Source organism: Gilliamella sp. Fer1-1, from assembly GCF_001690825.1.
In the GTDB taxonomy this organism is placed as follows: domain Bacteria; phylum Pseudomonadota; class Gammaproteobacteria; order Enterobacterales; family Orbaceae; genus Gilliamella; species Gilliamella apicola_C.
Window position 1 is genome coordinate 25,317 of sequence record NZ_LZGX01000038.1, and the last position, 20,969, is coordinate 46,285.

At 33.5% G+C, this 20,969-nt stretch carries 18 protein-coding genes and 1 pseudogene; 14 read left to right on the plus strand and 5 right to left on the minus strand.

Annotated elements, in window-relative coordinates; genetic code table 11:
• The first annotated feature begins 813 nt into the window (after nt 1-813).
• The 7 genes from A9G28_RS05560 to ggt all read left to right on the plus strand — a co-directional run bounded on the left by A9G28_RS05560 (nt 814) and on the right by ggt (nt 9,150).
• Nucleotides 814-2,250 carry a 6-phospho-beta-glucosidase gene (locus tag A9G28_RS05560; protein ID WP_065580021.1) on the plus strand — a complete coding sequence of 479 codons (1,437 nt, stop codon included), beginning with the start codon at nt 814-816 and terminating at the stop codon, nt 2,248-2,250.
• Nucleotides 2,251-2,328: 78 nt separating this feature from the next.
• Nucleotides 2,329-2,646 (plus strand): PTS cellobiose transporter subunit IIB, encoded by a 318-nt coding sequence (locus tag A9G28_RS05565; RefSeq protein ID WP_065566914.1) that lies wholly within the window; start codon nt 2,329-2,331, stop codon nt 2,644-2,646.
• 157 nt (nt 2,647-2,803) lie between these two features.
• Entirely contained in the window at nt 2,804-4,819 is a 2,016-nt protein-coding gene (locus A9G28_RS05570) for a BglG family transcription antiterminator (RefSeq protein WP_218057333.1), read from the plus strand.
• Between the two features lie 2 nt (nt 4,820-4,821).
• A complete protein-coding gene (locus A9G28_RS05575) occupies nt 4,822-5,184 on the plus strand; it encodes a PTS cellobiose transporter subunit IIA (RefSeq protein ID WP_065566915.1) in 363 nt (120 codons plus the stop codon).
• Nucleotides 5,181-5,669 carry a hypothetical protein gene (locus tag A9G28_RS05580; RefSeq protein ID WP_065580022.1) on the plus strand — a complete coding sequence of 163 codons (489 nt, stop codon included), beginning with the start codon at nt 5,181-5,183 and terminating at the stop codon, nt 5,667-5,669. Before A9G28_RS05575 ends, A9G28_RS05580 begins: the two co-directional genes overlap by 4 nt.
• Before the next feature lie 14 nt (nt 5,670-5,683).
• Nucleotides 5,684-7,036 (plus strand): PTS cellobiose transporter subunit IIC, encoded by a 1,353-nt coding sequence (celB, locus tag A9G28_RS05585; protein WP_065566917.1) that lies wholly within the window; start codon nt 5,684-5,686, stop codon nt 7,034-7,036.
• A gap of 413 nt (nt 7,037-7,449) precedes the next feature.
• Nucleotides 7,450-9,150, plus strand: coding sequence for a gamma-glutamyltransferase (gene ggt, locus A9G28_RS05590; protein ID WP_065580023.1), 1,701 nt, complete (start codon nt 7,450-7,452; stop codon nt 9,148-9,150).
• A gap of 128 nt (nt 9,151-9,278) precedes the next feature.
• Here ggt and rplI read toward each other — a convergent pair whose 3' ends face one another.
• From rplI to rpsF, 4 genes are read right to left on the minus strand one after another with little or no spacing between them, the layout of a single operon-like run.
• Nucleotides 9,279-9,731, minus strand: a complete 453-nt coding sequence (gene rplI, locus A9G28_RS05595; RefSeq protein WP_065566921.1) for a 50S ribosomal protein L9 — start codon at nt 9,729-9,731, stop codon at nt 9,279-9,281.
• Between the two features lie 22 nt (nt 9,732-9,753).
• Nucleotides 9,754-9,981 (minus strand): 30S ribosomal protein S18, encoded by a 228-nt coding sequence (gene rpsR, locus A9G28_RS05600; protein WP_025314965.1) that lies wholly within the window; start codon nt 9,979-9,981, stop codon nt 9,754-9,756.
• Between the two features lie 4 nt (nt 9,982-9,985).
• Entirely contained in the window at nt 9,986-10,294 is a 309-nt protein-coding gene (gene priB / locus A9G28_RS05605; RefSeq protein ID WP_065566922.1) for a primosomal replication protein N, read from the minus strand.
• The gene (gene rpsF, locus A9G28_RS05610) at nt 10,278-10,661 is read right to left on the minus strand and encodes a 30S ribosomal protein S6 (RefSeq protein WP_065566923.1); all 384 of its coding nucleotides are present in this window, start codon (nt 10,659-10,661) and stop codon (nt 10,278-10,280) included. Before rpsF ends, priB begins: the two co-directional genes overlap by 17 nt.
• Before the next feature lie 402 nt (nt 10,662-11,063).
• On the opposite strand from rpsF, the gene A9G28_RS05615 reads away from it, so the two are divergent.
• The 5 genes and pseudogenes from A9G28_RS05615 to A9G28_RS05635 all read left to right on the plus strand — a co-directional run bounded on the left by A9G28_RS05615 (nt 11,064) and on the right by A9G28_RS05635 (nt 16,472).
• Entirely contained in the window at nt 11,064-11,411 is a 348-nt protein-coding gene (locus tag A9G28_RS05615; protein ID WP_065566941.1) for an HIT domain-containing protein, read from the plus strand.
• A gap of 7 nt (nt 11,412-11,418) precedes the next feature.
• On the plus strand, nt 11,419-12,054 hold the full coding sequence (locus A9G28_RS05620) for a hypothetical protein (protein ID WP_065580024.1): 636 nt from the start codon (nt 11,419-11,421) through the stop codon (nt 12,052-12,054).
• Entirely contained in the window at nt 12,054-13,097 is a 1,044-nt protein-coding gene (nagZ, locus tag A9G28_RS05625) for a beta-N-acetylhexosaminidase (protein ID WP_065580025.1), read from the plus strand. The genes A9G28_RS05620 and nagZ overlap by 1 nt, the downstream gene beginning before the upstream one ends.
• A gap of 355 nt (nt 13,098-13,452) precedes the next feature.
• Nucleotides 13,453-14,316: pseudogene (locus A9G28_RS05630) on the plus strand (sigma 54-interacting transcriptional regulator); the annotation flags it as partial.
• Between the two features lie 602 nt (nt 14,317-14,918).
• Nucleotides 14,919-16,472 (plus strand): hypothetical protein, encoded by a 1,554-nt coding sequence (locus A9G28_RS05635; protein ID WP_065580027.1) that lies wholly within the window; start codon nt 14,919-14,921, stop codon nt 16,470-16,472.
• A gap of 104 nt (nt 16,473-16,576) precedes the next feature.
• On the opposite strand, the gene A9G28_RS05640 is transcribed toward A9G28_RS05635, so the two are convergent.
• Nucleotides 16,577-18,865, minus strand: coding sequence for a glycosyltransferase (locus tag A9G28_RS05640; protein ID WP_081301512.1), 2,289 nt, complete (start codon nt 18,863-18,865; stop codon nt 16,577-16,579).
• 160 nt (nt 18,866-19,025) lie between these two features.
• Between A9G28_RS05640 and rfbB the strand changes: the two genes are divergently transcribed.
• Together rfbB and rfbA are read left to right on the plus strand one after the other, a co-directional pair.
• On the plus strand, nt 19,026-20,090 hold the full coding sequence (gene rfbB, locus A9G28_RS05645; protein WP_065580029.1) for a dTDP-glucose 4,6-dehydratase: 1,065 nt from the start codon (nt 19,026-19,028) through the stop codon (nt 20,088-20,090).
• A gap of 9 nt (nt 20,091-20,099) precedes the next feature.
• On the plus strand, nt 20,100-20,966 hold the full coding sequence (gene rfbA, locus A9G28_RS05650) for a glucose-1-phosphate thymidylyltransferase RfbA (RefSeq protein ID WP_065580030.1): 867 nt from the start codon (nt 20,100-20,102) through the stop codon (nt 20,964-20,966).
• The last annotated feature ends 3 nt before the right edge of the window (nt 20,967-20,969 follow it).

The window sequence follows — 20,969 nt, forward strand, 5'->3', positions numbered from 1 at the left end:
TAATTATATAGCTAAAAGTTAGTGTAGCTGTGTTTGTCGCATTTCGATAAATCATTAAATTCCACAAAATTATTGCTTGGATAGGCTATCCTAATTAGTGTTTATTTCCATGATGTTATCTTTTTGCTACTGGAAAGTATGGATATACTACGAGATCGATTTAATTCTTAATTCTAATTTATCTGGAAAAAACAACAAAGCGCTCAGTGCTAAAGTGGGTGAGGTATTATCACTATCAAGCTTATGGAACAAGAATGCGACAGGCAGCGCTTAGAAAGTAAGTCATAACAGTAGATGCCGAATTGGGTGAATTATGTAAGAAAAGGATTTGGTATCAAAATGCACCTGTAAAAAATATCTCATCCTAGTCAAAATATTAGCAGCATCCACCTATATAAATGCGTTATAAGGTTGTATTGTTTTTTCTGGATTAAACTACCCATTTAATGTATTTATTTAATGTATTGGGCCTTGCATCATAAGATAGGTTTGTAGTAAAAGAAGTAATGTTATTTGTTGTTAAAATAAAAACTTCAATAAAATCAATGAGTTTTCTGACTGATTTTTATCATGACCAGTTTGCTTTTCTCTCTGGCACATCATGCCTATATTCTTGATATCATGCACTAAGCTAGTTACACACTAAATGTGTGTAACTAGTCGCATAAAATTATTGTTTAATAATGTTATTAAGTAAAATTTTTCACAATGTATTTATCTTTTTCCTGATCAATACGGAAAAAGTTGGTTAGTAATTCTATTTTTTTCTTCTTATACTAAATTTGAATTATTAATAAATGTAGGTATTTGATTATGAAAAATAACGGGTTACCAAAAGATTTTTTGTGGGGAGGTGCAGTTGCTGCTCACCAATTAGAAGGGGCTTGGCAAGCGGGTGGTAAAGGTATTAGTGTTGCTGATGTGATGACGGTGGGGTCGCCTAAAAGTTATCGTAAGATCACCGAAGGCATTATTGAAGGAGAATATTATCCTAACCACGATGCAATTGATTTTTATCATCACTATAAAGAAGATATTAAGCTATTTGCCGAAATGGGATTTAAATGTTTTCGAACTTCGATAGCTTGGACACGTATCTTTCCAAACGGAGATGAGCTTGCTCCTAATGAAGAGGGCTTAAAATTTTATGATGATCTATTTGATGAATGTCTGAAATATAATATAGAGCCTGTTGTAACCCTTTCTCATTTTGAGTTGCCTTATTATCTTGTCACTGAATATGGCGGATTTCGTAATCGTCAATTGATCGACTTTTTTGTTCGCTTTGCTGAAGTATGTTTTGATCGTTATAAAAATAAAGTCAAATATTGGATGACTTTTAACGAAATTAATAATCAAGCTAATTTTAATGAAGATTTTGCACCATTTACTAATTCTGGTATTTACTATAAAGCAGGCGATAATCGCGAACAGATTATGTATCAAGCTGCCCATTATGAATTAGTTGCTAGTGCTAAAGCAGTACAAATCGGTCATGCCATTAACCCTGATTTTAAAATTGGATGTATGTTGGCGGTAATACCAATCTACCCTGAAACTTGTAAACCAGGTGATATTTTGATGGCACAAAAAGCGATGGAACGTAAATACTTCTTTGCTGATGTTCATGTGCATGGTGAGTATCCAAATCATATTAAAAAATATTGGCAACGCAATGGTTTTGAGCTTGATATTACAGCGCAGGATCTTGAAGTACTTACTAAAGGCACGGTTGACTATATTGGCTTTAGCTATTACATGTCCAATGCTATTAGGAAAAAGGAAAATGATAACAGCTATAACTATGACGAAAAAAAGGATCTGATTGGTAATCAATACGTTAAAAAATCTGATTGGGGCTGGCAAATTGATCCTGAAGGATTACGTTATACCTTAAATTGGTTAACAGATATGTACCGATTGCCATTGTTTATTGTTGAAAATGGGTTTGGTGCATATGATAAAGTCGAGGCAGATGGTAGCATTCATGATACTTATCGTATTGAATATTTGAAAGAACATATCAAACAAATGAAGATTGCTGTTGAAGAAGATGGCGTTGATTTAATGGGCTACACCCCTTGGGGATGTATTGATTTGGTTTCGGCGGGCACTGGTGAAATGGAAAAACGGTATGGGTTTATTTATGTGGATAAAGATAATAAAGGTAATGGAACCTTAAAGCGTAGCCGAAAAGATTCATTTGCTTGGTTTAAGAATGTCATTGCTTCAAACGGTGAAGTTTTATAGAAACTTATAGAAGCTCTATAAAAGCAGAAGCTCTATAAAAGTTTTATTAAGGGATCATAATTGCGTTGAGGAAAAACCATGAAAAAAGCATTAATTATTTGTGCAGCAGGAATGTCATCATCATTAATGGCTAAAAAAGTAACAGAATATTTTGCTAGTAAAGATAAAGCTATTTCGGTTGATGCAGTATCGGCAACCGAAGGAAGCAATATGATTAAAAATAGTGATTTCTCATTATTTTTAATCAGTCCACAAACGATGATGATGTTTGATAAGTTGAAAAATTTGGGTGATGAAGTGGGTAAGCCTGTAGTAAGTATTCCTTTTCAGGCCTATATCCCTATACCGTCGGGTATTGAGCAATTGGCTAAGTTAACCGAAGACAATATCAAATAGCCCAAAATAAGCCTTTGTTTTAGAAAAATGGCTTGGCGTTGTCATTAGATTACCAGACATGGCAGCGCCTTATTAACTTGCTTGATGTGTGCTTATCTAACATATCAGAGCAACTACACTATGATTAACAGCCTAGTTTTAGCTGTCACAGGTACGGATGATTGTGATTAAGAACAAACAACGAGATCTAATTAGTTTAATGGTTCGCTCTAAAAATCTATTCAAAAGCAGCGCATTGCTGGCAAGTGAATTATCATTATCAGATCGAACTGTTCGTACTTACCTTAAGGACTTAAAACCGTTGATTGAAAACAATGGCGGAACTATTGTTAGTAAACAAGGTTATGGTTATCAATTACAAATTAAAGATAGAACGGCTTTCAACCTATTTTTAATTGAACATCATTTATTTGATCGTAACGAAGAGCAAGCAAACTGCCGAGAAGCATGTCAAAGAAAGCACCATATTCTTAATCTATTATTATTAGAAAGCCAAAAAATTGATATAGAGGCGTTATCAGAACAATTATTTATTAGCTCTTCTCAACTAAATAAAGATATTTTAGAAATCAAACACCAGCTTCAACCTTATGGACTTACTGTCAAAAAAAACCGATCCTTATTTTATGTTGAAGGCGAAGAAAAAGCTAAAAGGCATTTTATTTTAAGTTATTTTTTTCATGAAGAATCAATTAATTTTTTACAACACCTTACTTATTTGAACAAGTTTAGTGATGTAATTAGCTTTGATTCCTTAACCATTATTATTTTAGATGAATGTCGTGAGGCAAAGATAAAATTATCTGATGTTATGATGCAAAATATCGTGTTACATCTATCACTCAGCATTAAACGTTTACAATCAGGGCTTTCTATTCAAAATCTTGATATGCCACAATCGACAAAAAATACATTGGAATATCAAGTTGCTAAGAAAATTATCAATAGAGTCGAAAAAGTAATTGGTTTTTGTTTTCCCAAACAAGAACAAATGTATTTAACTTTACATTTGATGAGTAAATCAAATGTTACTCATAATGATGTGGATTGCGAATTATATTTATCTGTGACTAATATATTAATCGAAATTGAGCAGCAGACAGGGCATTTATTTTTAAATGACGAACAATTGAAAAACGGCGTTATTCAACATTTAAAACCGATGATCGTTCGTTTACAACAAAATATTAAATTAGAAAATCCATTACTTAATGAAATTAAAGCTAATTCACCAGAATTATTTGAATTAGTTAAAAACTACCTTAGCCAGCTACCTCAGCTTAATCAATTTACGATTCACGATGATGAGTGGGGCTACTTGACTTTGCACTTTTTAGCTTCGATTGAAAAATTAAAAAATGAACAAAAAGCCAAAGTGCTAATTATTTGTGCAACGGGGCTTGGCAGTGCCCAGCTACTAAAAAATCGAGTTGAATGTGAGTTTGATGAACGAATCAAAATTGTTGCGACACAAGGATATTATGAAATTGAACCAGAAACGTTAAATAAGGTCGATTTTATTATTTCGTCCGTTGATTTATCCGCGCAAGTATTTAAAGTGCCTGTTTTTCATGCTTCTGTATTCTTAACGGATGATGATGTACAAAAAATTCGCCGTTATCTTGCGTCACGAAATATGCCTGTCTCTGAGCGTAGAATGCAAATTCCAATGTTCGCAACACAAAAATCTTGCAATCATTTTATTGATATTGAGCAAATTATTGATGATTTATTTGCAGATTATTTCTACCCATGCCGACAACCTCAAAGCAAAGAACATATTTTAGATTCTTTACTTGATCTTTTAGCGTTAAATGAAGATAGCAATTATAAGCAACAAATGATAAAGCAAATGCAAAATCGTATGCTATTAGGTGATATCTTTTTTAGCCAAGCGATAGTGGTGCCACACCCTGCAATTCCTGTAGGGAAATTATCTAAAATTGGCGTTGCGATGATCCCTGATGGATTATTTTGGGATGATAATTACCCACAGGTTCGCTTTGTTTTTATGATTTCCCCTTCTATTTATCAAAATTCAACTTTAGCGATGATAACTAAAGCCATTATTAATTTAATTGATGATTTAGCAATGCAATCAAAACTGTTGAAAACGCATAACTATGGCCAATTTAAACGGCTTTTTATCCAACTTATTGAAAAAGGAGCATAGTAATGAACGATGAAATGAGCTCAGAAGATATTCAACTTATCGCTTTTAATATTATTTTATATAGCGGTAATGCTAAAACTAAAATTCATGATGCATTTAAGGCAATGAGACAAGCCGATTTTATTACCGCAAACCAGCTTCTTGACGAAGCGAATGAAGATATTTTACAAGCTCACTACTCACAAACAGAGTTACTACAAAATTATGCTAACGGTACAAAAATCACCATGGAAATTATTATGGTACATGCGCAAGATCACTTAATGACAACAATGACAATGCGCGAAATTGCACTTGAGATGGCTCATTTGTATGAGCAAAACCACCGCTTAGCAGTCAAATTAGGGGGGGAATCCATCATATGACAACTAAAAAATTAGAAATGCACCAAAAAACGAGCCTAACCAACCTCTATTTTAATCGCTTTTTAGCTATTCGTTATAGCACGGCATTTTTTTTATTTATCAATCTGTATTGGTTTGTATTTTTAAGTGGATCATTATCTATTGTGGCCTTTTTGCCACTATCGATCCTTGTGCTAGCGATATTAACGATGTATGAGCAGATTAAACTTTATCGAATTCATAATAATCGTTTACCGTATGCAAAGGCGCTTTATTCTACACTATCGATAATTTGTATTGTTTTGCTGATTTCGGTAAATACATCCTTATTTCATCTATTCTTTCCGTTTTTTAAAAACACTCAATATGTCTTAAATAGCGTAATGATAGTGTTAACAGCAAGTTTATTAATTAATTTTTTACTGCTTAAAAAAATAAAAAAGATTGAGCTTAATAAGGATAAATCTTTCCAAAGAATTCAAGCTTACCAACAGGTCATTAATTAGATGAGGATAACAAAATGAATACGGGATTTGTAATTTTACAGAAATTTTTAATGGCGCCAATGGCTAAAGTATCGCAATTTAAAATTGTTCGAGCAGTAATGGCCGCGGGGATGGCTTCAGTGCCTTTCTCAATTGTGGGATCTATGTTTTTAGTATTCAATACCTTACCAATGACATTTACAGGGTTAGAAGGCTTTTTTGAAAATACTTTTTTTAGAGTGAGCGATCTTTATATGATTGCCAACACAGCAACTATCGGCATTTTAGCTCTTTATTTTAACTTTGTTGTTGGTTATGAACTGACTAAAATCGAAGAAGAAGAAACTGGTCTTAAAGTTAACCCTCTTAACGGCGCTATGTTATCTATTTTTGCTTTTTTCATGACTTTGCCTGAATTAGTTATGCAAAAAGGCGTGATTACATTACTTAATGATGAAAGTAATTTAGTCTTTAATGGGCTACGTTTAAAACCTTTTATCTTCCGCTTAGGTACATCGGGTATATTTATTGCAATCGTAATGGCAATTTTGGCAACTCATCTTTATTTTTTATGTGTTAGGCGAAATTGGGTTGTGAAAATGCCAGAAACTGTACCGCTAGGTGTTTCGCGGTCTTTTACTGCGCTGATTCCAACGTTTATTATTGCGTTTTTTGTGATCATTATTAATGGCGTTTTTATCTATTTTGGTACTGATATTTTTAATATTATTGCTGTGCCATTTGCTTTTGTGACCAATTTAACCAAAAGTTGGCTAGGTGTTATGGTCATTCTCTTTTTAATCCATGCGTTATGGGTTGTTGGGATCCATGGCGCTACTATTATTGGCGCATTTATCACCCCAATTATGTTAGCTAATATGAACGAAAATGCACTTGGTGGTGAACATATTCCTTTTGCTGGGGAATTTAATAATTCATTAGTGATTTTAGGCGGTTCGGGCTCTACCTTATTAATGACATTCTTTATTGCTTTTTGCGCTAAGTCTAGCCAACTAAAAATCTTGGGACGAGCTTCAGCAGTGCCTGCAATATTCAATATCAACGAACCTATTATTTTTGGTATGCCGATTGTATATAATCCTTACTTGGCATTTCCATTTTTCTTAGCGCCGATGGCGTGTGGAACATTAGGTTATTTTGCAATTAATACGGGTTTTATCCATCCAATCATTGCATTAATTCCATGGCCATCACCAATGGGCATAGGTGCATTTATTGGTACGGGTGGTGATTATAAAGCTGCTGTTATTGCGGTCGTGTCGGCCATTTTAGCTCTGCTAATTTATATTCCTTTTGTCAAACTATATGACAATAAACTTTATAAAGATGAACAAGGTAAATCAGCAAATCAAGCTCAAACAGCTTAGTTTTAATTAGTTTATATTAAAGGGTGTATGCCATTTAGTTTGCTACACTCTTTTTTAATTATTTTGAGCTAATTACACGAAATCCAATTCTAAAAGTGATGAATAAGAAAGTATTTTCTTTTAATCATGTATTGAATCCTCACCATAATTGAAACGGCATAGATTCCTGAATCTTTTTTACAAAAAATAGGCAAATCAAAATTATCTAAGCAGGCTTGATTAGAAATTAATAAGAAAATCATCACAAAGTCAAGTATAGAAATTTCTATATGATCAATATTTACTCAACATTTTTATTTTCTATGCTATATTGATAATTCCCCTTAACCAAATATTGCATAATTTTTCCTATTTTTTTATGCGATTTTGTGTTAAGTGGGGCGAATAAATCATATTTTATTAGGAGGTACAACATGTTCTATCTTAAACGCAGGCTGATAACGTATTGTAGCCTTGTTATTTTTTTAGTGATAAGCCCAGTATTTGCTGTAGACAATTTAAAACAAAAATTTGAGGCTGGAGCCGTTGCCTCCCCAGATTATTATGGCGCGCTAGCTGCGCAAGAGATATTAGAAAAAGGGGGAAATGCCGCTGATGCTGCTGTAGCTACAGCATTTACTCTGGCTGTTACCTATCCTGAAGCGGGTAATATTGGTGGTGGCGGTTTTATGACGCTTTGGATGGAGGGCAAGCCTTATTTTATCGATTATAGAGAAATTGCCCCAAATAAGGCTGATCGAGATATGTACCTTGATGATCATAAAAATGTGATCCCGAATTTAAGTCTATATTCCTACAAAGCCTCAGGCGTACCAGGTACGGTTGCTGGTATGTGGGCTGTGCATCAACGTTTTGGTAAATTATCTTGGAAAGAAGTTATGGCGCCAGCTATACGATTTGCCAATGAAGGGTTTACCGTAGATAAACTACTCGTTAAACGGTATCATGAAGTAGAATCACTAGCGCCGGCTAATGGCCACTTTAAGCAATACTTTGGTTCTATGCAAGAAGGAAAACTATTTAAGCAACCCGAGCTTGGCAAGGTATTAATGCGTATTGCCGATCAAGGTAGTGACGGTTTTTATAAAGGTGAAACGGCTAAATTAATTGCAAAACAGATGCAAGAAAATGCAGGTTTAATTACTGAAAATGATTTAGCTAATTACCAAGCTAAATGGCGAGAACCGTTAGTTGCTAACTGGCAAGATATGCAAATTGTAACGGCACCACCACCAAGTTCAGGCGGTGTAGGTTTAATTCAACTATTATTAATGAAGCAAAATTTAGCGAATGATTTTAAGAATGTTAAGGTCAATTCACCTCAATATATTCACTTATTAGCAGAAATAGAAAAACGTGTGTTTGCTGATCGAGCAGAATATATGGGCGATCCTGATTTTATCTCGGTCCCTGTTGCTAAACTGATTGACGCTAATTATTTGGCAGAAAGAGCAAAACAAGTTAACCCAAAAGCGATTTCTATTACCGAACAAGTTAAACCTGGTTTGGACAACAACCATGAAAAGTTACAGACAACGCATTTTTCTATTGTAGATAAATGGGGTAATGCTGCATCTAATACTTACACTCTCAATGGTTGGTTTGGATCTGCGGTTGTGATTGAGGGTACAGGTATTATACTCAATAATGAGATGGATGATTTTAGTAGTAAGCCAGGTGTTGCTAATCAGTTTGGTGTAGTGAGCAAAGATGCAAATGCCATAGAGCCTAATAAGCGTCCTTTATCTTCTATGACACCAAGTATTTTTATTAAAAATAATGATGTTGCAATGGTTATTGGTACGCCAGGTGGTTCAAGAATTTTTACCTCCATCTTTCAAGTTGTAACTAATGTTTTTGATAATCATATGTCATTAAAAGCAGCAATGGATGCACCTCGTTATCATCATCAATTATTACCAACTAATCTTATTTTTATTGAACGCTTTCAAAACAAAGTACCAGAGGATTTAAAAGATAAACTCAAGCAAATGGGCTACCACTTTGAGCAGCAAGATTTTAGCGGTGATATTCAGGCGATAAAAATCACAGATAAAAAACCTGAAGCAGTATCAGATATCCGTGGTAGAGGTAAATCAATGGTTGTAAGATAAAAATATTTTTCATGTTGATGTATATAATAAATATTCAATTTTATTTTTATCATTGCCACTGCCACTGAAAAATAGATAATAAAAAAACCCGTTTAGATTAAACGGGTTTTTTTATTTAAGTTGAGTTATTATTGTTCAGAAATAACTTCAACAGTCAGTTTAGCAAAAGCTTCACTATGTACTTGGAAAAATACTTCGTATTCACCTGTTGTGCGTAATACACCATTTGGTAAGCGAACTTCGCTTTTCGATACTTGAATACCGCGAGCTTTAACTGCATCAGCGATATCACGAGTACCAATTGAACCAAATAGTTTGCCTTCATCACCAGCTTTAGAAGCGATAGTTACTTTACCTAGAGCATTAATTTCAGCAACGCGCGCTTCAGCGGCTTTTAATGTCTCAGCAAGTTTTGCTTCTAATTCAGCACGACGAGCTTCAAAGAATTCAATATTCTTTTTAGTCGCTGCTACTGCTTTACCTTGTGGAATCAAATAGTTACGAGCATAACCCGCTTTTACATTAACTTGATCACCTAAGCTGCCTAAATTAGCAACTTTATCGAGTAGAATAATTTGCATTATATGTTCCCTCTGTTGCTAATTACTGATGGTTGTCAGTATATGGTAATAATGCCAAGTAACGAGCGCGTTTGATTGCGCGAGCTAATTGACGTTGATATTTTGCGCTAGTACCAGTAATACGGCTTGGTACAATTTTACCACTTTCTGTGATATAGCTTTTTAATAAAGAAACATCTTTATAATCAATTTCTTTAACGCCTTCTGCAGTAAAACGGCAGAATTTGCGACGACGGAAATAACGTGCCATTTGGCTATTCTCCTAATAGTTTAATCTGGTCAGCATGTAATACAAGTTGGCTTGTTTGGTTACGTTTAGTGTGGGTGCTTATAAATCCACTGACTAAAATTTTGCTGCCTTTTTTTATGTAACTTAACTCTTGTTGTCCACTAGCAATTACGGGCATTATGCACCATGCTTGCCTTGTGAGCTCTGCTTCGATTTGTTTAGAAACATGTTCTAAATAAAATTGGCAGTGCGAAATTCCACTTGGACTGACTTTTCTTATCGGTGTTTTTTTTACAATACCCGATAACACTAAACGATTATTCGTCGGAATCATCGTCCATGTTTACTTCGTTAAAATCTTCTTCAGAACTACGACGTTCTTCTTTAGCTTTTAACATAGGTGAAGTTTCAGTTACAGCGTGTTTGGTGCGCATAATTAAACTGCGAATCACTGCATCATTGAAGCGGAAGTTATCTTCAAGTTCATTAACAGCTTCTTGAGTTGCTTCAACATTCATTAACACATAATGTGCTTTGTGCAGTTTTTCGATAGGATAGGCTAATTGACGACGACCCCAATCTTCTAAACGATGGATTTTACCACCATCAGTGGTTAATGTACCAGTATAACGTTCAATCATACCAGGTACTTGTTCACTCTGATCTGGGTGAACCATAAATACTATTTCGTAATGACGCATTATCGCTCCCTACGGATTAATCAGCTTTCTGTCGGGGCAACCGCAACCCATTGAAAGCAAGGAACATGAAAATAGGCGGTTGAAATCGACGTGGCATTATATATCAACTTATTATATTTGACAAATGAATATGCCAAGTGGTTTTAATACTTACTTTGATTGTTATAAGCAAGCCCTTCTGCATTTGCGTATTTCAAATTATAGGAGATATTAAAATATAACTCACAATAAAAACTCAAATAAAATCAATAGGTTTTCTGAACGGTTTTTAGGGTGTAAAATGCATTTTAAAATGTAACGATTTCTATACATTTTTATTGTTAAAATATGTTATGCTTGAGTATGTAAAATGTTAATTGTAGGTATATGCATAGTAAGGAGAATTTGATGGCTCAAGAAATTATTTTGAAGGAAACTATTTTTAGTAAAATTATTCGAAAAGAAATCCCTGCTGATATTGTTTTTCAAGATGATAAAGTGACGGCATTTCGTGATATTTCTCCTCAAGCGCCGAAGCATATTTTAATTATTCCCAACAAACTTATTCCAACTATTAATGATGTTACTGAACAAGATGAAGTGATATTAGGGCATATGGTGACCGTTGCTGCTAAAATTGCAAAGCAAGAAGGTATTGATGAAAGCGGATATCGTTTAATCATGAATTGCAACAAAGATGCAGGGCAAGAGGTCTTTCATATTCATATGCATCTATTGGGCGGTAAAAATTTAGGGCGATTAATAGGTTAATCATTATATGAAACAGTTCAAAGGTATATTTGTTACTAGTGCATTAATTTTTGCGTTAACTGGCTGTCATCTTATTAGCAATACCCCAAAAGTGGAAGTGAAACCGCCAGTAGATGAAACGCAGTCTAGCGATACGGCGGTCATTGAAATGCCTCCTCAAATTGTTAAACAAACGGATTGGCATTTAATCTTATCGCCTTTTATCAATAAGTTGGCTAATACATCACTTGCAAGTTCTGATAATAAGCTTATTTTAATTAGCGATATTCAAAATCGTAGCGGTGATTATCTTGCAAGCAATCAAATTGATGAAGCTTTACACCAATTAATGCATAAACAAAACACGTTCACAGTGGTTAATAAACAGGTCATAAATCAAGCTAAACAAACGCTGGGTATTTCAGCTGATGATAAGTTAGTTTCTCGCGGTAAGATGATTGGGTTGGCTAAGTCAATAAATGCCAACTATGTTCTTTTCACCACTATCTATAAAGTGCCTGATGAAAGCCATGGAGCAGATCTTGCAATGGAATTAATTTCAACACAAAGTGGAGAAATTCTAGCTAGATCTACCTCTAAAGATTTTTCTAAACAACCCAATATTAACGAGGGATCAAATCAAGTTATTGAGGATAACAAATAATGGGACCATTGCTGATTGATGTTGAAGGTAAATCATTAACCGAAGAAGATAAGGCATTATTACAAAACCCGTTGGTTGGTGGGGTGATTTTATTTAGTCGCAATTATCAGGATCAAACTCAATTAAGAGAATTGATAAAACAGATTCGGGCAGTTTCTACACAGCGTTTATTAATCTCGGTTGATCATGAAGGTGGGCGCGTTCAACGTTTTCGTGATGGTTTTACTGCTATTCCACCTGCGCAATCTTTTGCGGCTCTTAATGAGCTTGAGCAAGCTAAATCGTTAGCTTTTGATGCGGGTTGGGTACTTGCAATGGAACTTATTGCTTTTGATATCGATCTTAGCTATGCGCCCGTTTTAGACTTAGGTCATCATTGTCTTGCTATCGGCACTCGTTCATTTCATCAAGATGCCAATATCGCCTATCAAGTTGCTGCTGCTATGATTGATGGTATGCATGCTGCAGGAATGAAAACAACCGGTAAACATTTTCCTGGGCATGGTCATGTGCTTGCTGACTCGCATAAAGAAACACCTATTGATCATCGTGAAAAATCACTCATTGAACACGATATGCAAATTTTTGCCAAATTGATCGCTGATAAAAAACTCGATGCCATTATGCCTGCTCATGTTATCTATCCTGCTTTTAATGATCTGCCCGCTAGTGGTTCACCTTATTGGCTTAAAACAGTGCTGCGTGAGCAATTACGTTTTGAGGGGGTGATTTTTTCCGATGATTTATCGATGAAAGGTGCAGCAATAATGGGAGGCTATGCCGAGCGAGCCCAAGCAGCATTAGCGGCAGGCTGTGATCTACTGTTAGCTTGTAATAATCGACAAGGCACTATTGCCATTTTAGAAAGATTAGCAGAGCTAAATAAGATTCATCCATTAATATCAAATAAAGCGAAACATCTATTAACTAATACAAAAATCACTTATGCTGAATTAAAAAACAACTCTCAGTGGCAACATCGACGTGATAATTTAAAAAAACTTAGTGAAAAGTGGGAAGAATATGCAAGCAGCAATGATTGAAATTGATAATAACCAACTTCTAGTTGCGTATAATGATACGGCTAAAGCATTATTTCCTCATAACGTTTTAGTATTAAATCAACCTTTTGATTATCAAAAAACATTTAATTTTGATAATACAATAAATATAAATGAACAAGATGATGCAATCATCGTTTTAAATTCTCAGCACTTTTTATTGCAAAAAATGGTTGATCCATCTAAAACAGTCTTTGTTGTGCAACCAATTGCTTACTTAAAAAAACGATTGTCGAAAATCAAAGTCGTCGGGCACCATGCTTTCGATATCTTTGCCACTCAAAGTTTAGTTATGCAAAAACTTATTGCACAAGCTAAAGCTTTTTCTATGCAAAGTGAACCTTTATTAATATCAGGCGAAACAGGTACTGGTAAAGACTTACTAGCTAATGCTTGTCACCAATATAGCCCTCGCGGCGATCAAACCTTTCTAGCATTAAATTGTGCAGCTATGCCTGATGAGGTAGTAGAAAGTGAATTATACGGGCACGCAGCAGGCGCTTACCCAGGGGCGATTGAAAGTAAAAAAGGTTTTTTTGAGCAAGCTAATGGTGGTTCAGTATTGCTTGATGGCATTGATGAAATGTCTTTTCAAATGCAAACCAAATTATTACGTTTTATTAATGATGGTTACTTTCGGCGAGTAGGTGACGATAATGAAGTCTATGTCGATGTAAGAATTATTTGTGCAACAAAAGTCGATTTAGCTGATTTAGTCGAACAAGGTAAATTTAGAAAAGATCTCTACTACCGACTTAATGTACTGTCGCTCAATTTACCCTCATTGCAAGAACGTAAAGATGATATTTTGCCACTTATGCATATCTTTGTTAATGAATTTGCCAATAAACAAGGGTTCATACCACCTGCGATCGATAATGACCTTATTGACTACTTTGTTCACTATTCATGGCCAGGCAATGTAAGACAACTTAAAAATATCCTATACTCTGCATTAGCCCAATTAACTACCCCAATATTAACGGTTAAAAATATCGTATTGCCAGCACCTAAATCACAAGTATCATGGGTGAACAATATCGAAAATAAAACTCTGGATGAAATAACCAAGCAGTTTGAAAAAGAAATCTTATTAAAACTTTATGACCAATACCCAAGCTCCCGAAAACTCGCTAAACGGCTCGGCGTGTCGCATACGGCTATTGCTAATAAGTTGAGGGATTATGGGATAGGGCGGTGATTTTGCTAAATAATGTTAGAAGTGATCTCGCCAAAAAACAGATAAATGCCAATTTTATGATATAAAATCATAATAGAAACGCTGGATGGATTACAACTAATTAGTACTAGTTTTATTAAGTCATTGTATTGTTATGATAAACAAAAGAAGTCAATAATGACAAATTACATTTCAAGAAGAGAAGAACGCAGCTTTTTATGAGTTTAAAAAAACAGATGGTAATGCTGTATCTAAAAGCTAAAAATGAGTGAATATTGTAGTTTTGTATGGCCTCACTAAATCTGCATTAGATGGAAGAAATATCAAACTATTGGTGAGTTTATCGCTCAAGATAATCGTAGCGAGCAAGAGGTAGATTGGTTCGTCTTTAACTTACAAGTCACCAATTGAATATAAAATGAATTCATAGCCTTATTTTTGGTATTAAAAGTGTAGGCATGCCACTTTTAAACATAGAAAATTTTCTACTTTGCTACTGTACTAGCTTAGGGGGAACTATAGTGGTATTTGCCTATTTTTTACGATGGTAATATGATATTATGAATATCAAGCTTTAGTTTTTATTTATGGATGGATATAGCTAATTGGAGTGGTTATAGTTTATGTTAAAAGCATTAATATGTACTAATCATATGGCGAGTATTGGTGGTTCTGAAATGGTAGCATTAGAAATCGCCGAAGCTTTCAAGAAAAATAATTATTTAGTTGATATTGTTGCAAATTATATTGGTTCCCCATTTTCTGATATTGTTCGAAATTCTAGCATCAACTTATTAACCACTGACGATTTACCCAACCCTTTCGATTATGATATAGTTTGGGCTCAACATCAGGTGTTGCCGATTCTTGTTAATCACCATATTGACAGTTTTAATAATAAAACATATTTTATATTCGCTCATTTATCTCCTTACGAGCATTTAGAAACTTTGGGTTTATATACTGAGAGATTACTTGCCAATAAAATTTTTGCTAATAGTAAAGAAACGTTTAACCAATTATGTAATTTTGGTTTACCGACTAATATTAGTGATATTTTATTTAATGCATCTCCATCTGAATTTTTTCGTGAAAAAAACACAGCTGGGAAAACTTTAAAAAATATACTGCTAGTCAGCAACCATCCTCCAGAAGAAATCCTTAATGCTATGGAAATACTAAAAAATAAATATTCATTAAATGTAGTGAATATTGGCGTCAGAGGGAATACAGAGCGTTTAACACCTAAAATGATTGAAGATTCTGATGCTGTTATTACTATTGGAAAAACAGTTCAATATGCTATTGTGGGGGATACGCCCGTTTATTGTTATGACCATTTTGGTGGAATAGGGTGGTTATTGATAAATAACTATAAAAAGGCTGAGGATTTTAACTATTCTGGAAGATGTTGTCTAAGAAAAATTTCCGAATGTCAGATAATTGAAGAAATACTTGTTGGATACGAAAGAGCTAAAGAGGAAATTCATAAAATTAGAGATGAAGTTTCAGCTAAATATTGTTTAGATTTCTATATAAAGGATATAATTAAAGCATCCAAATTAAATATTACTTCAAGAGTTATAAGTTCAGATGATTGCCAAAAAATAAAATCCGAATCAGAAATAGTTAAGTCTATTAAACAATACTATAATGCATATAACCAATTATCTATAAAATATAATGATACCAGTTTAAGAATCAATGAATTATCGTCTAATAATGAAAAATTGATTTCAGAAAATAATATTGTTTTGGAGAAATTTAATAAATTAACAATGGTCCATAATGAGCTTATTTCAAGATTGAGCGAATTAACATCTAATAACGAACAATTGATTTTAGAAAACAACATTGTTTTGGAGAAATTCAATAAATTAACAATGGCCCATAACGAGCTTATTTCAAGATTTAGCCAATTAACATCTAATAATGAACAATTAATTTCAGAAAATAATATTATTTTAGGAAAATTTAATGAATCAACATCTACAATTGACAATCTTTTAATTCACAATGCTCGTTTATTATCAGATAACAGTATTAACTTGGAAAAGTATGATGCGTTGTTAAGATCTTATAATAAATTAGAAAGCCGATATTTGAAATATAAGAATACATTTCTGAAAAAATTAGCAAGAAGAATAAAAAAGTTATATAACAAAAATGTGTATTAACTTTGAATTAGCAAACCAATCTTTTAAGAAGTTAGTAAATCATTTTAAAAGATTGGTTATAAGATTTTTCTAGTGTTTTCAGCCATAAAATAGCCAATTAAAATTTATTTTTTTCTGGCTTCTTTCCATAGTTTATCAATATTTAGATTAACGACTAAATCAGAAATGCCTCTTGGGTTATTCATTAATAATGGATCTAATTTTACGACCCAATTAATGTTTTCTGTTCTTTCAGCTTGAGCACCAATATTAAAAACTAACGTAGGTATTTTTAGCGCTAAAGCGATTGATAGAGTATATGAAAACGTTTCTTCCCATATACTTGGTAATATTATTAAATCTGGGGAGATTTCTCTAATTTTATTAATGCATTCTTTATCATTTTCATATTTTCCAGTAACTGTAACGCCATTTGTTTCCATCACATGCTGATCACCTGGGTTACTAAACCCGACTAAAAAGTAAGATAAATTTAAATCCCTATTTTTTGAGTCAACCGCTAATGTAGCTAATAATTGAGATCCCTTTTCAATACTAAGAGCACCAATTGAAGCAATTTTTATTTTGTTTTTATCTTTTTTTCTCTCGGCTGGTAAAATATTACCAATTATATCCTCATGTGGAACAACATCAATGTTTAAATCAGGAAAATCCATTAGTACTATATCTCTAGTTCGATGAGATGGTGATTCAATCTTAATACATTTTTTTAAAAAATGTTCATATGCTTTATGTCGCGCATAGGCATCTGTAATACTTATATCGTAATCAAGAGGAACATTTTTTACATTATACCATTGGTTTCTTCGAGCTAGGGAAGGTACGCTTTCATAGGTATATTCGGGTTTTAGCAATTTATAATCATATGACATACAGGCATAATCATGAATAATGAATTTGCAATTCCAATCAGATGAAGAAAAATAAGACAAGAGTTTCTCGTGGTGATGCCAATCAAGACCAGCAAAGCTATTAATATGTATTAAAGTTGGTTGAATGGTTTTAAAAAATAGATCTAAAAAGCTAAAATCACAACTTAACGATAAGTTTTTTAAATTACAAAGATTAAATTGATCGTTTTCATGAGAGTAAATGGAATATAATTTTTTATCGTGAACTTTTAATAAAATACAATTAATTCCTCTATTAGTATATTGATTTACAACCCTCTCTAGATATGTATTAATTCCCCCATCCCATGCATGAGAAACAATTACAATACTTTCCTTTTGTCCAGTTTTTAACTTCAACCTTGCTATGTCCAGATTACGTCGCAATATAAAAACGGGATCTACATTTATAAAATTATGAACTAAATTAAGATAGTTAGGGTGTTTTAATTTTAATGCATTTTCCCCTTTTTTCATATTTTCAGCTTTAGTAGCAGAGAAAGAAACCGATCCTACATGATATACAAACACATCGCCAATAATAATATTTTTAAAACCTGCATGGATAGCTCTCATACAAAAATCATTTTCTTCTCCGTATCCAACTTTAAAAGCATTATCATCAAGCATACCTATTTTATCGATTACTTTTCTTCTCATATAAAAACAGAAGCCTACACCAGTTGGGGTTTCGATATATATCCCTTTATTTATATTAGAGGCTAATCTATCCAATTCTGCAGGTGAAATTTCAAGATTTTTATTGTTATCTTGACATGTAAAAGGATAGCTGCAAATTGTAGCATTATTTGACATAGGTGTTATTGTTGCAATTGACTCATCTTGATCTGCATACTGGATCATCCGTTCAAACCAACCTTCAAAAACAAAAGCATCTGAATTAAGCAATATCACATCTAGATCATGAGATAAATTAGTAATTGCATAATTTATTGTTTTAACAAAACCTAAATTTAGCTTATTTAAGTGGTAATCAAACAATCCTTTTGTAGCTAATTCTTCTAACTTTGCATTTAGTTTTTCATCAGGGCCAGCATCATTAATAATCAATAAACTATATTGATCTGTTACTCTGCTTTTCAATGCATGGTAAATCGAACATAAAGTTTCGTCTAAACCTTTGTAAACTGGTAGTATTACAACACATCGGGTTTTAGTTGTATATTTAGCTGATTTGAGGCTTTCCCACGAATGATCTAGTGGGGATTTAGGTGTTAACCATAAAGAATTCGGCAGGTCAGAAGAGATTTGTTCTGTTTTAGTTATGTCAGCATTCATACTAAGTATATTCTTTTTTATCGGTCTTTTTCTAGAAGCTATCTTAATGCCTAGCAGCTTAATTACTTTATGTGTATCGTTCCTTTCGATTATGAGCAATTTTTTAAAGAAAAATTGCTCATTAGGAGTGAATGTTCTTTTGTATATTGTAATTCCTAGGAATTTAACTTTTAAGGCCGTATGTGAGGTTATTCTCTTAATCATTGTGTTTTTTCACTATATAATTATATTCTTATATGAATTATAGTATGATTTATAGTTTAATAAAATAGCTGTTCATTAATTTTCCACTAAAAATGGATGCATATCAAGCAATTTAAATATATTATATAAGTTATTAGCTAAATTGTTCTGCGGGGATTTTATGAAAATTTTAATTACTGGAGGCGCTGGATTCATCGGATCTGCTGTTGTTAGGTATGCCATTAATCACACAGAGGATGAAGTATTGGTCGTTGATAAATTAACTTATGCGGGAAATTTGGAGTCGTTAGTTAATGTATCAACAAATGGTAGATTCTATTTTAAACAAATTGACATTTGTGATCGAAAATCTCTTGACTTTACTATAACTGATTTTGGTCCAGATATTATTATGCATTTGGCCGCTGAAAGCCATGTTGATCGTTCGATTGATAACCCTTCTGCATTTATAGAAACCAATATAATAGGTACCTATGTTTTATTGGAAGCTGCTTTGGCGTATTGGAAAACATTAGATAAAAGTAAACAATCTACATTCCGTTTTCACCATATTTCAACGGACGAAGTCTACGGTGATTTGCATGGAACTAATGGCTTATTTACGGAAAAAACTTCTTATTCTCCAAGTAGTCCTTATTCAGCATCAAAAGCTTCTAGTGATCATTTAGTGCGCGCATGGCATAGAACTTTTGGTTTACCTACTATTGTTACCAATTGTTCAAATAACTATGGTCCTTATCATTTTCCTGAAAAACTTATTCCATTAACAATTCTTAATGCTCTCGAAGGTAAACAGTTACCTATATACGGCGATGGTCAGCAAGTAAGAGATTGGTTGTATGTTGAAGATCATGCTAGAGCCCTTTATCTGGTAGCAACCAAGGCGAAAGTTGGTGAAACTTACAATATTGGTGGACATAATGAACAAAAAAATATTGATGTAGTAAATATGGTTTGTGAATTACTTGAGGAGTTAGCTCCAAATAAACCAAATGGTATTAGTTCTTATAAGGAACTTATTACTTATGTTACAGATCGCCCAGGGCATGATCAACGTTATGCTATTGATGCTTCCAAAATTTTTAAAGATTTAGGTTGGAAACCACAAGAAACATTTGAAAGTGGAATGCGTAAGACTGTAAATTGGTATTTGAATAACAAAAGTTGGTGTGAGCATATTAAGGATGGCTCATATATACGAACGAAGCAAAGTATTATTAAATAAGGTATATTTATGAAAGGAATTGTGCTTGCAGGTGGTTCAGGAACCCGCCTTTACCCAATAACAAGAGGTATCTCGAAACAGTTATTACCAATTTATGATAAACCAATGATATATTACCCGTTATCTGTACTTATGTTGGCTGGAATTCGCGATATTTTAGTTATTACAACGCCAGATGATTTACCCATGTTTCAACGATTATTAGGGGATGGCTCACGATTTGGAATTAAGCTTAGTTACGCGGAACAACCGAAACCTGAAGGTTTAGCTCAAGCTTTCTTAATTGGCGAAGAGTTTATTCAAAAGCAACGTTGTGCTCTAATTTTAGGTGATAATTTATTTTTTGGTGAAAGTTTTGGGAAAAAACTAGAAAAAGTTGTGGCTCAAAAAGAAGGTGCAACTATTTTCGGTTATCAGGTAATGGATCCAGAACGTTTTGGTGTGGTTGATTTTGATAAAAACTTTAAAGCGCTTTCCATTGAAGAAAAACCCATTAAACCAAAATCTGATTGGGCTGTTACAGGCTTGTATTTTTATGATGAAAATGTTGTTGAAATGGCCAAAAAAGTTAAGCCATCAGAAAGAGGAGAGCTAGAAATAACCACTCTTAATCAGATGTATTTAGATGCGGGATTATTAAATGTTGAGATACTTGGAAGAGGCTTTGCTTGGCTCGACACGGGAACCCATGATAGCTTACTTGAAGCCTCATCATTTGTTCAAGTAATAGAAAAAAGACAAGGTTTAAAAGTAGCTTGTTTAGAAGAAATCGCATTTAGGAATAGTTGGTTAAGTATGGAACAAGTGCGTAAGGAATCAGCCAATTTAGGTAAAACATTATATGGAAAGTATTTAGCTAAGTTAATTGAGTCATAGGTA

Bases quoted from the DNA above. Each gene is read 5' to 3' on its own strand.
- A9G28_RS05560 (WP_065580021.1), top strand. From the start codon at position 814: ATGAAAAATAACGGGTTACCAAAAGATTTTTTGTGGGGAGGTGCAGTT.
- A9G28_RS05565 (WP_065566914.1), top strand. From the start codon at position 2,329: ATGAAAAAAGCATTAATTATTTGTGCAGCAGGAATGTCATCATCATTA.
- A9G28_RS05570 (WP_218057333.1), top strand. From the start codon at position 2,804: ATGATTGTGATTAAGAACAAACAACGAGATCTAATTAGTTTAATGGTT.
- A9G28_RS05575 (WP_065566915.1), top strand. From the start codon at position 4,822: ATGAACGATGAAATGAGCTCAGAAGATATTCAACTTATCGCTTTTAAT.
- A9G28_RS05580 (WP_065580022.1), top strand. From the start codon at position 5,181: ATGACAACTAAAAAATTAGAAATGCACCAAAAAACGAGCCTAACCAAC.
- celB (WP_065566917.1), top strand. From the start codon at position 5,684: ATGAATACGGGATTTGTAATTTTACAGAAATTTTTAATGGCGCCAATG.
- ggt (WP_065580023.1), top strand. From the start codon at position 7,450: ATGTTCTATCTTAAACGCAGGCTGATAACGTATTGTAGCCTTGTTATT.
- rplI (WP_065566921.1), bottom strand. From the start codon at position 9,731: ATGCAAATTATTCTACTCGATAAAGTTGCTAATTTAGGCAGCTTAGGT.
- rpsR (WP_025314965.1), bottom strand. From the start codon at position 9,981: ATGGCACGTTATTTCCGTCGTCGCAAATTCTGCCGTTTTACTGCAGAA.
- priB (WP_065566922.1), bottom strand. From the start codon at position 10,294: ATGATTCCGACGAATAATCGTTTAGTGTTATCGGGTATTGTAAAAAAA.
- rpsF (WP_065566923.1), bottom strand. From the start codon at position 10,661: ATGCGTCATTACGAAATAGTATTTATGGTTCACCCAGATCAGAGTGAA.
- A9G28_RS05620 (WP_065580024.1), top strand. From the start codon at position 11,419: ATGAAACAGTTCAAAGGTATATTTGTTACTAGTGCATTAATTTTTGCG.
- nagZ (WP_065580025.1), top strand. From the start codon at position 12,054: ATGGGACCATTGCTGATTGATGTTGAAGGTAAATCATTAACCGAAGAA.
- A9G28_RS05635 (WP_065580027.1), top strand. From the start codon at position 14,919: ATGTTAAAAGCATTAATATGTACTAATCATATGGCGAGTATTGGTGGT.
- A9G28_RS05640 (WP_081301512.1), bottom strand. From the start codon at position 18,865: ATGATTAAGAGAATAACCTCACATACGGCCTTAAAAGTTAAATTCCTA.
- rfbB (WP_065580029.1), top strand. From the start codon at position 19,026: ATGAAAATTTTAATTACTGGAGGCGCTGGATTCATCGGATCTGCTGTT.
- rfbA (WP_065580030.1), top strand. From the start codon at position 20,100: ATGAAAGGAATTGTGCTTGCAGGTGGTTCAGGAACCCGCCTTTACCCA.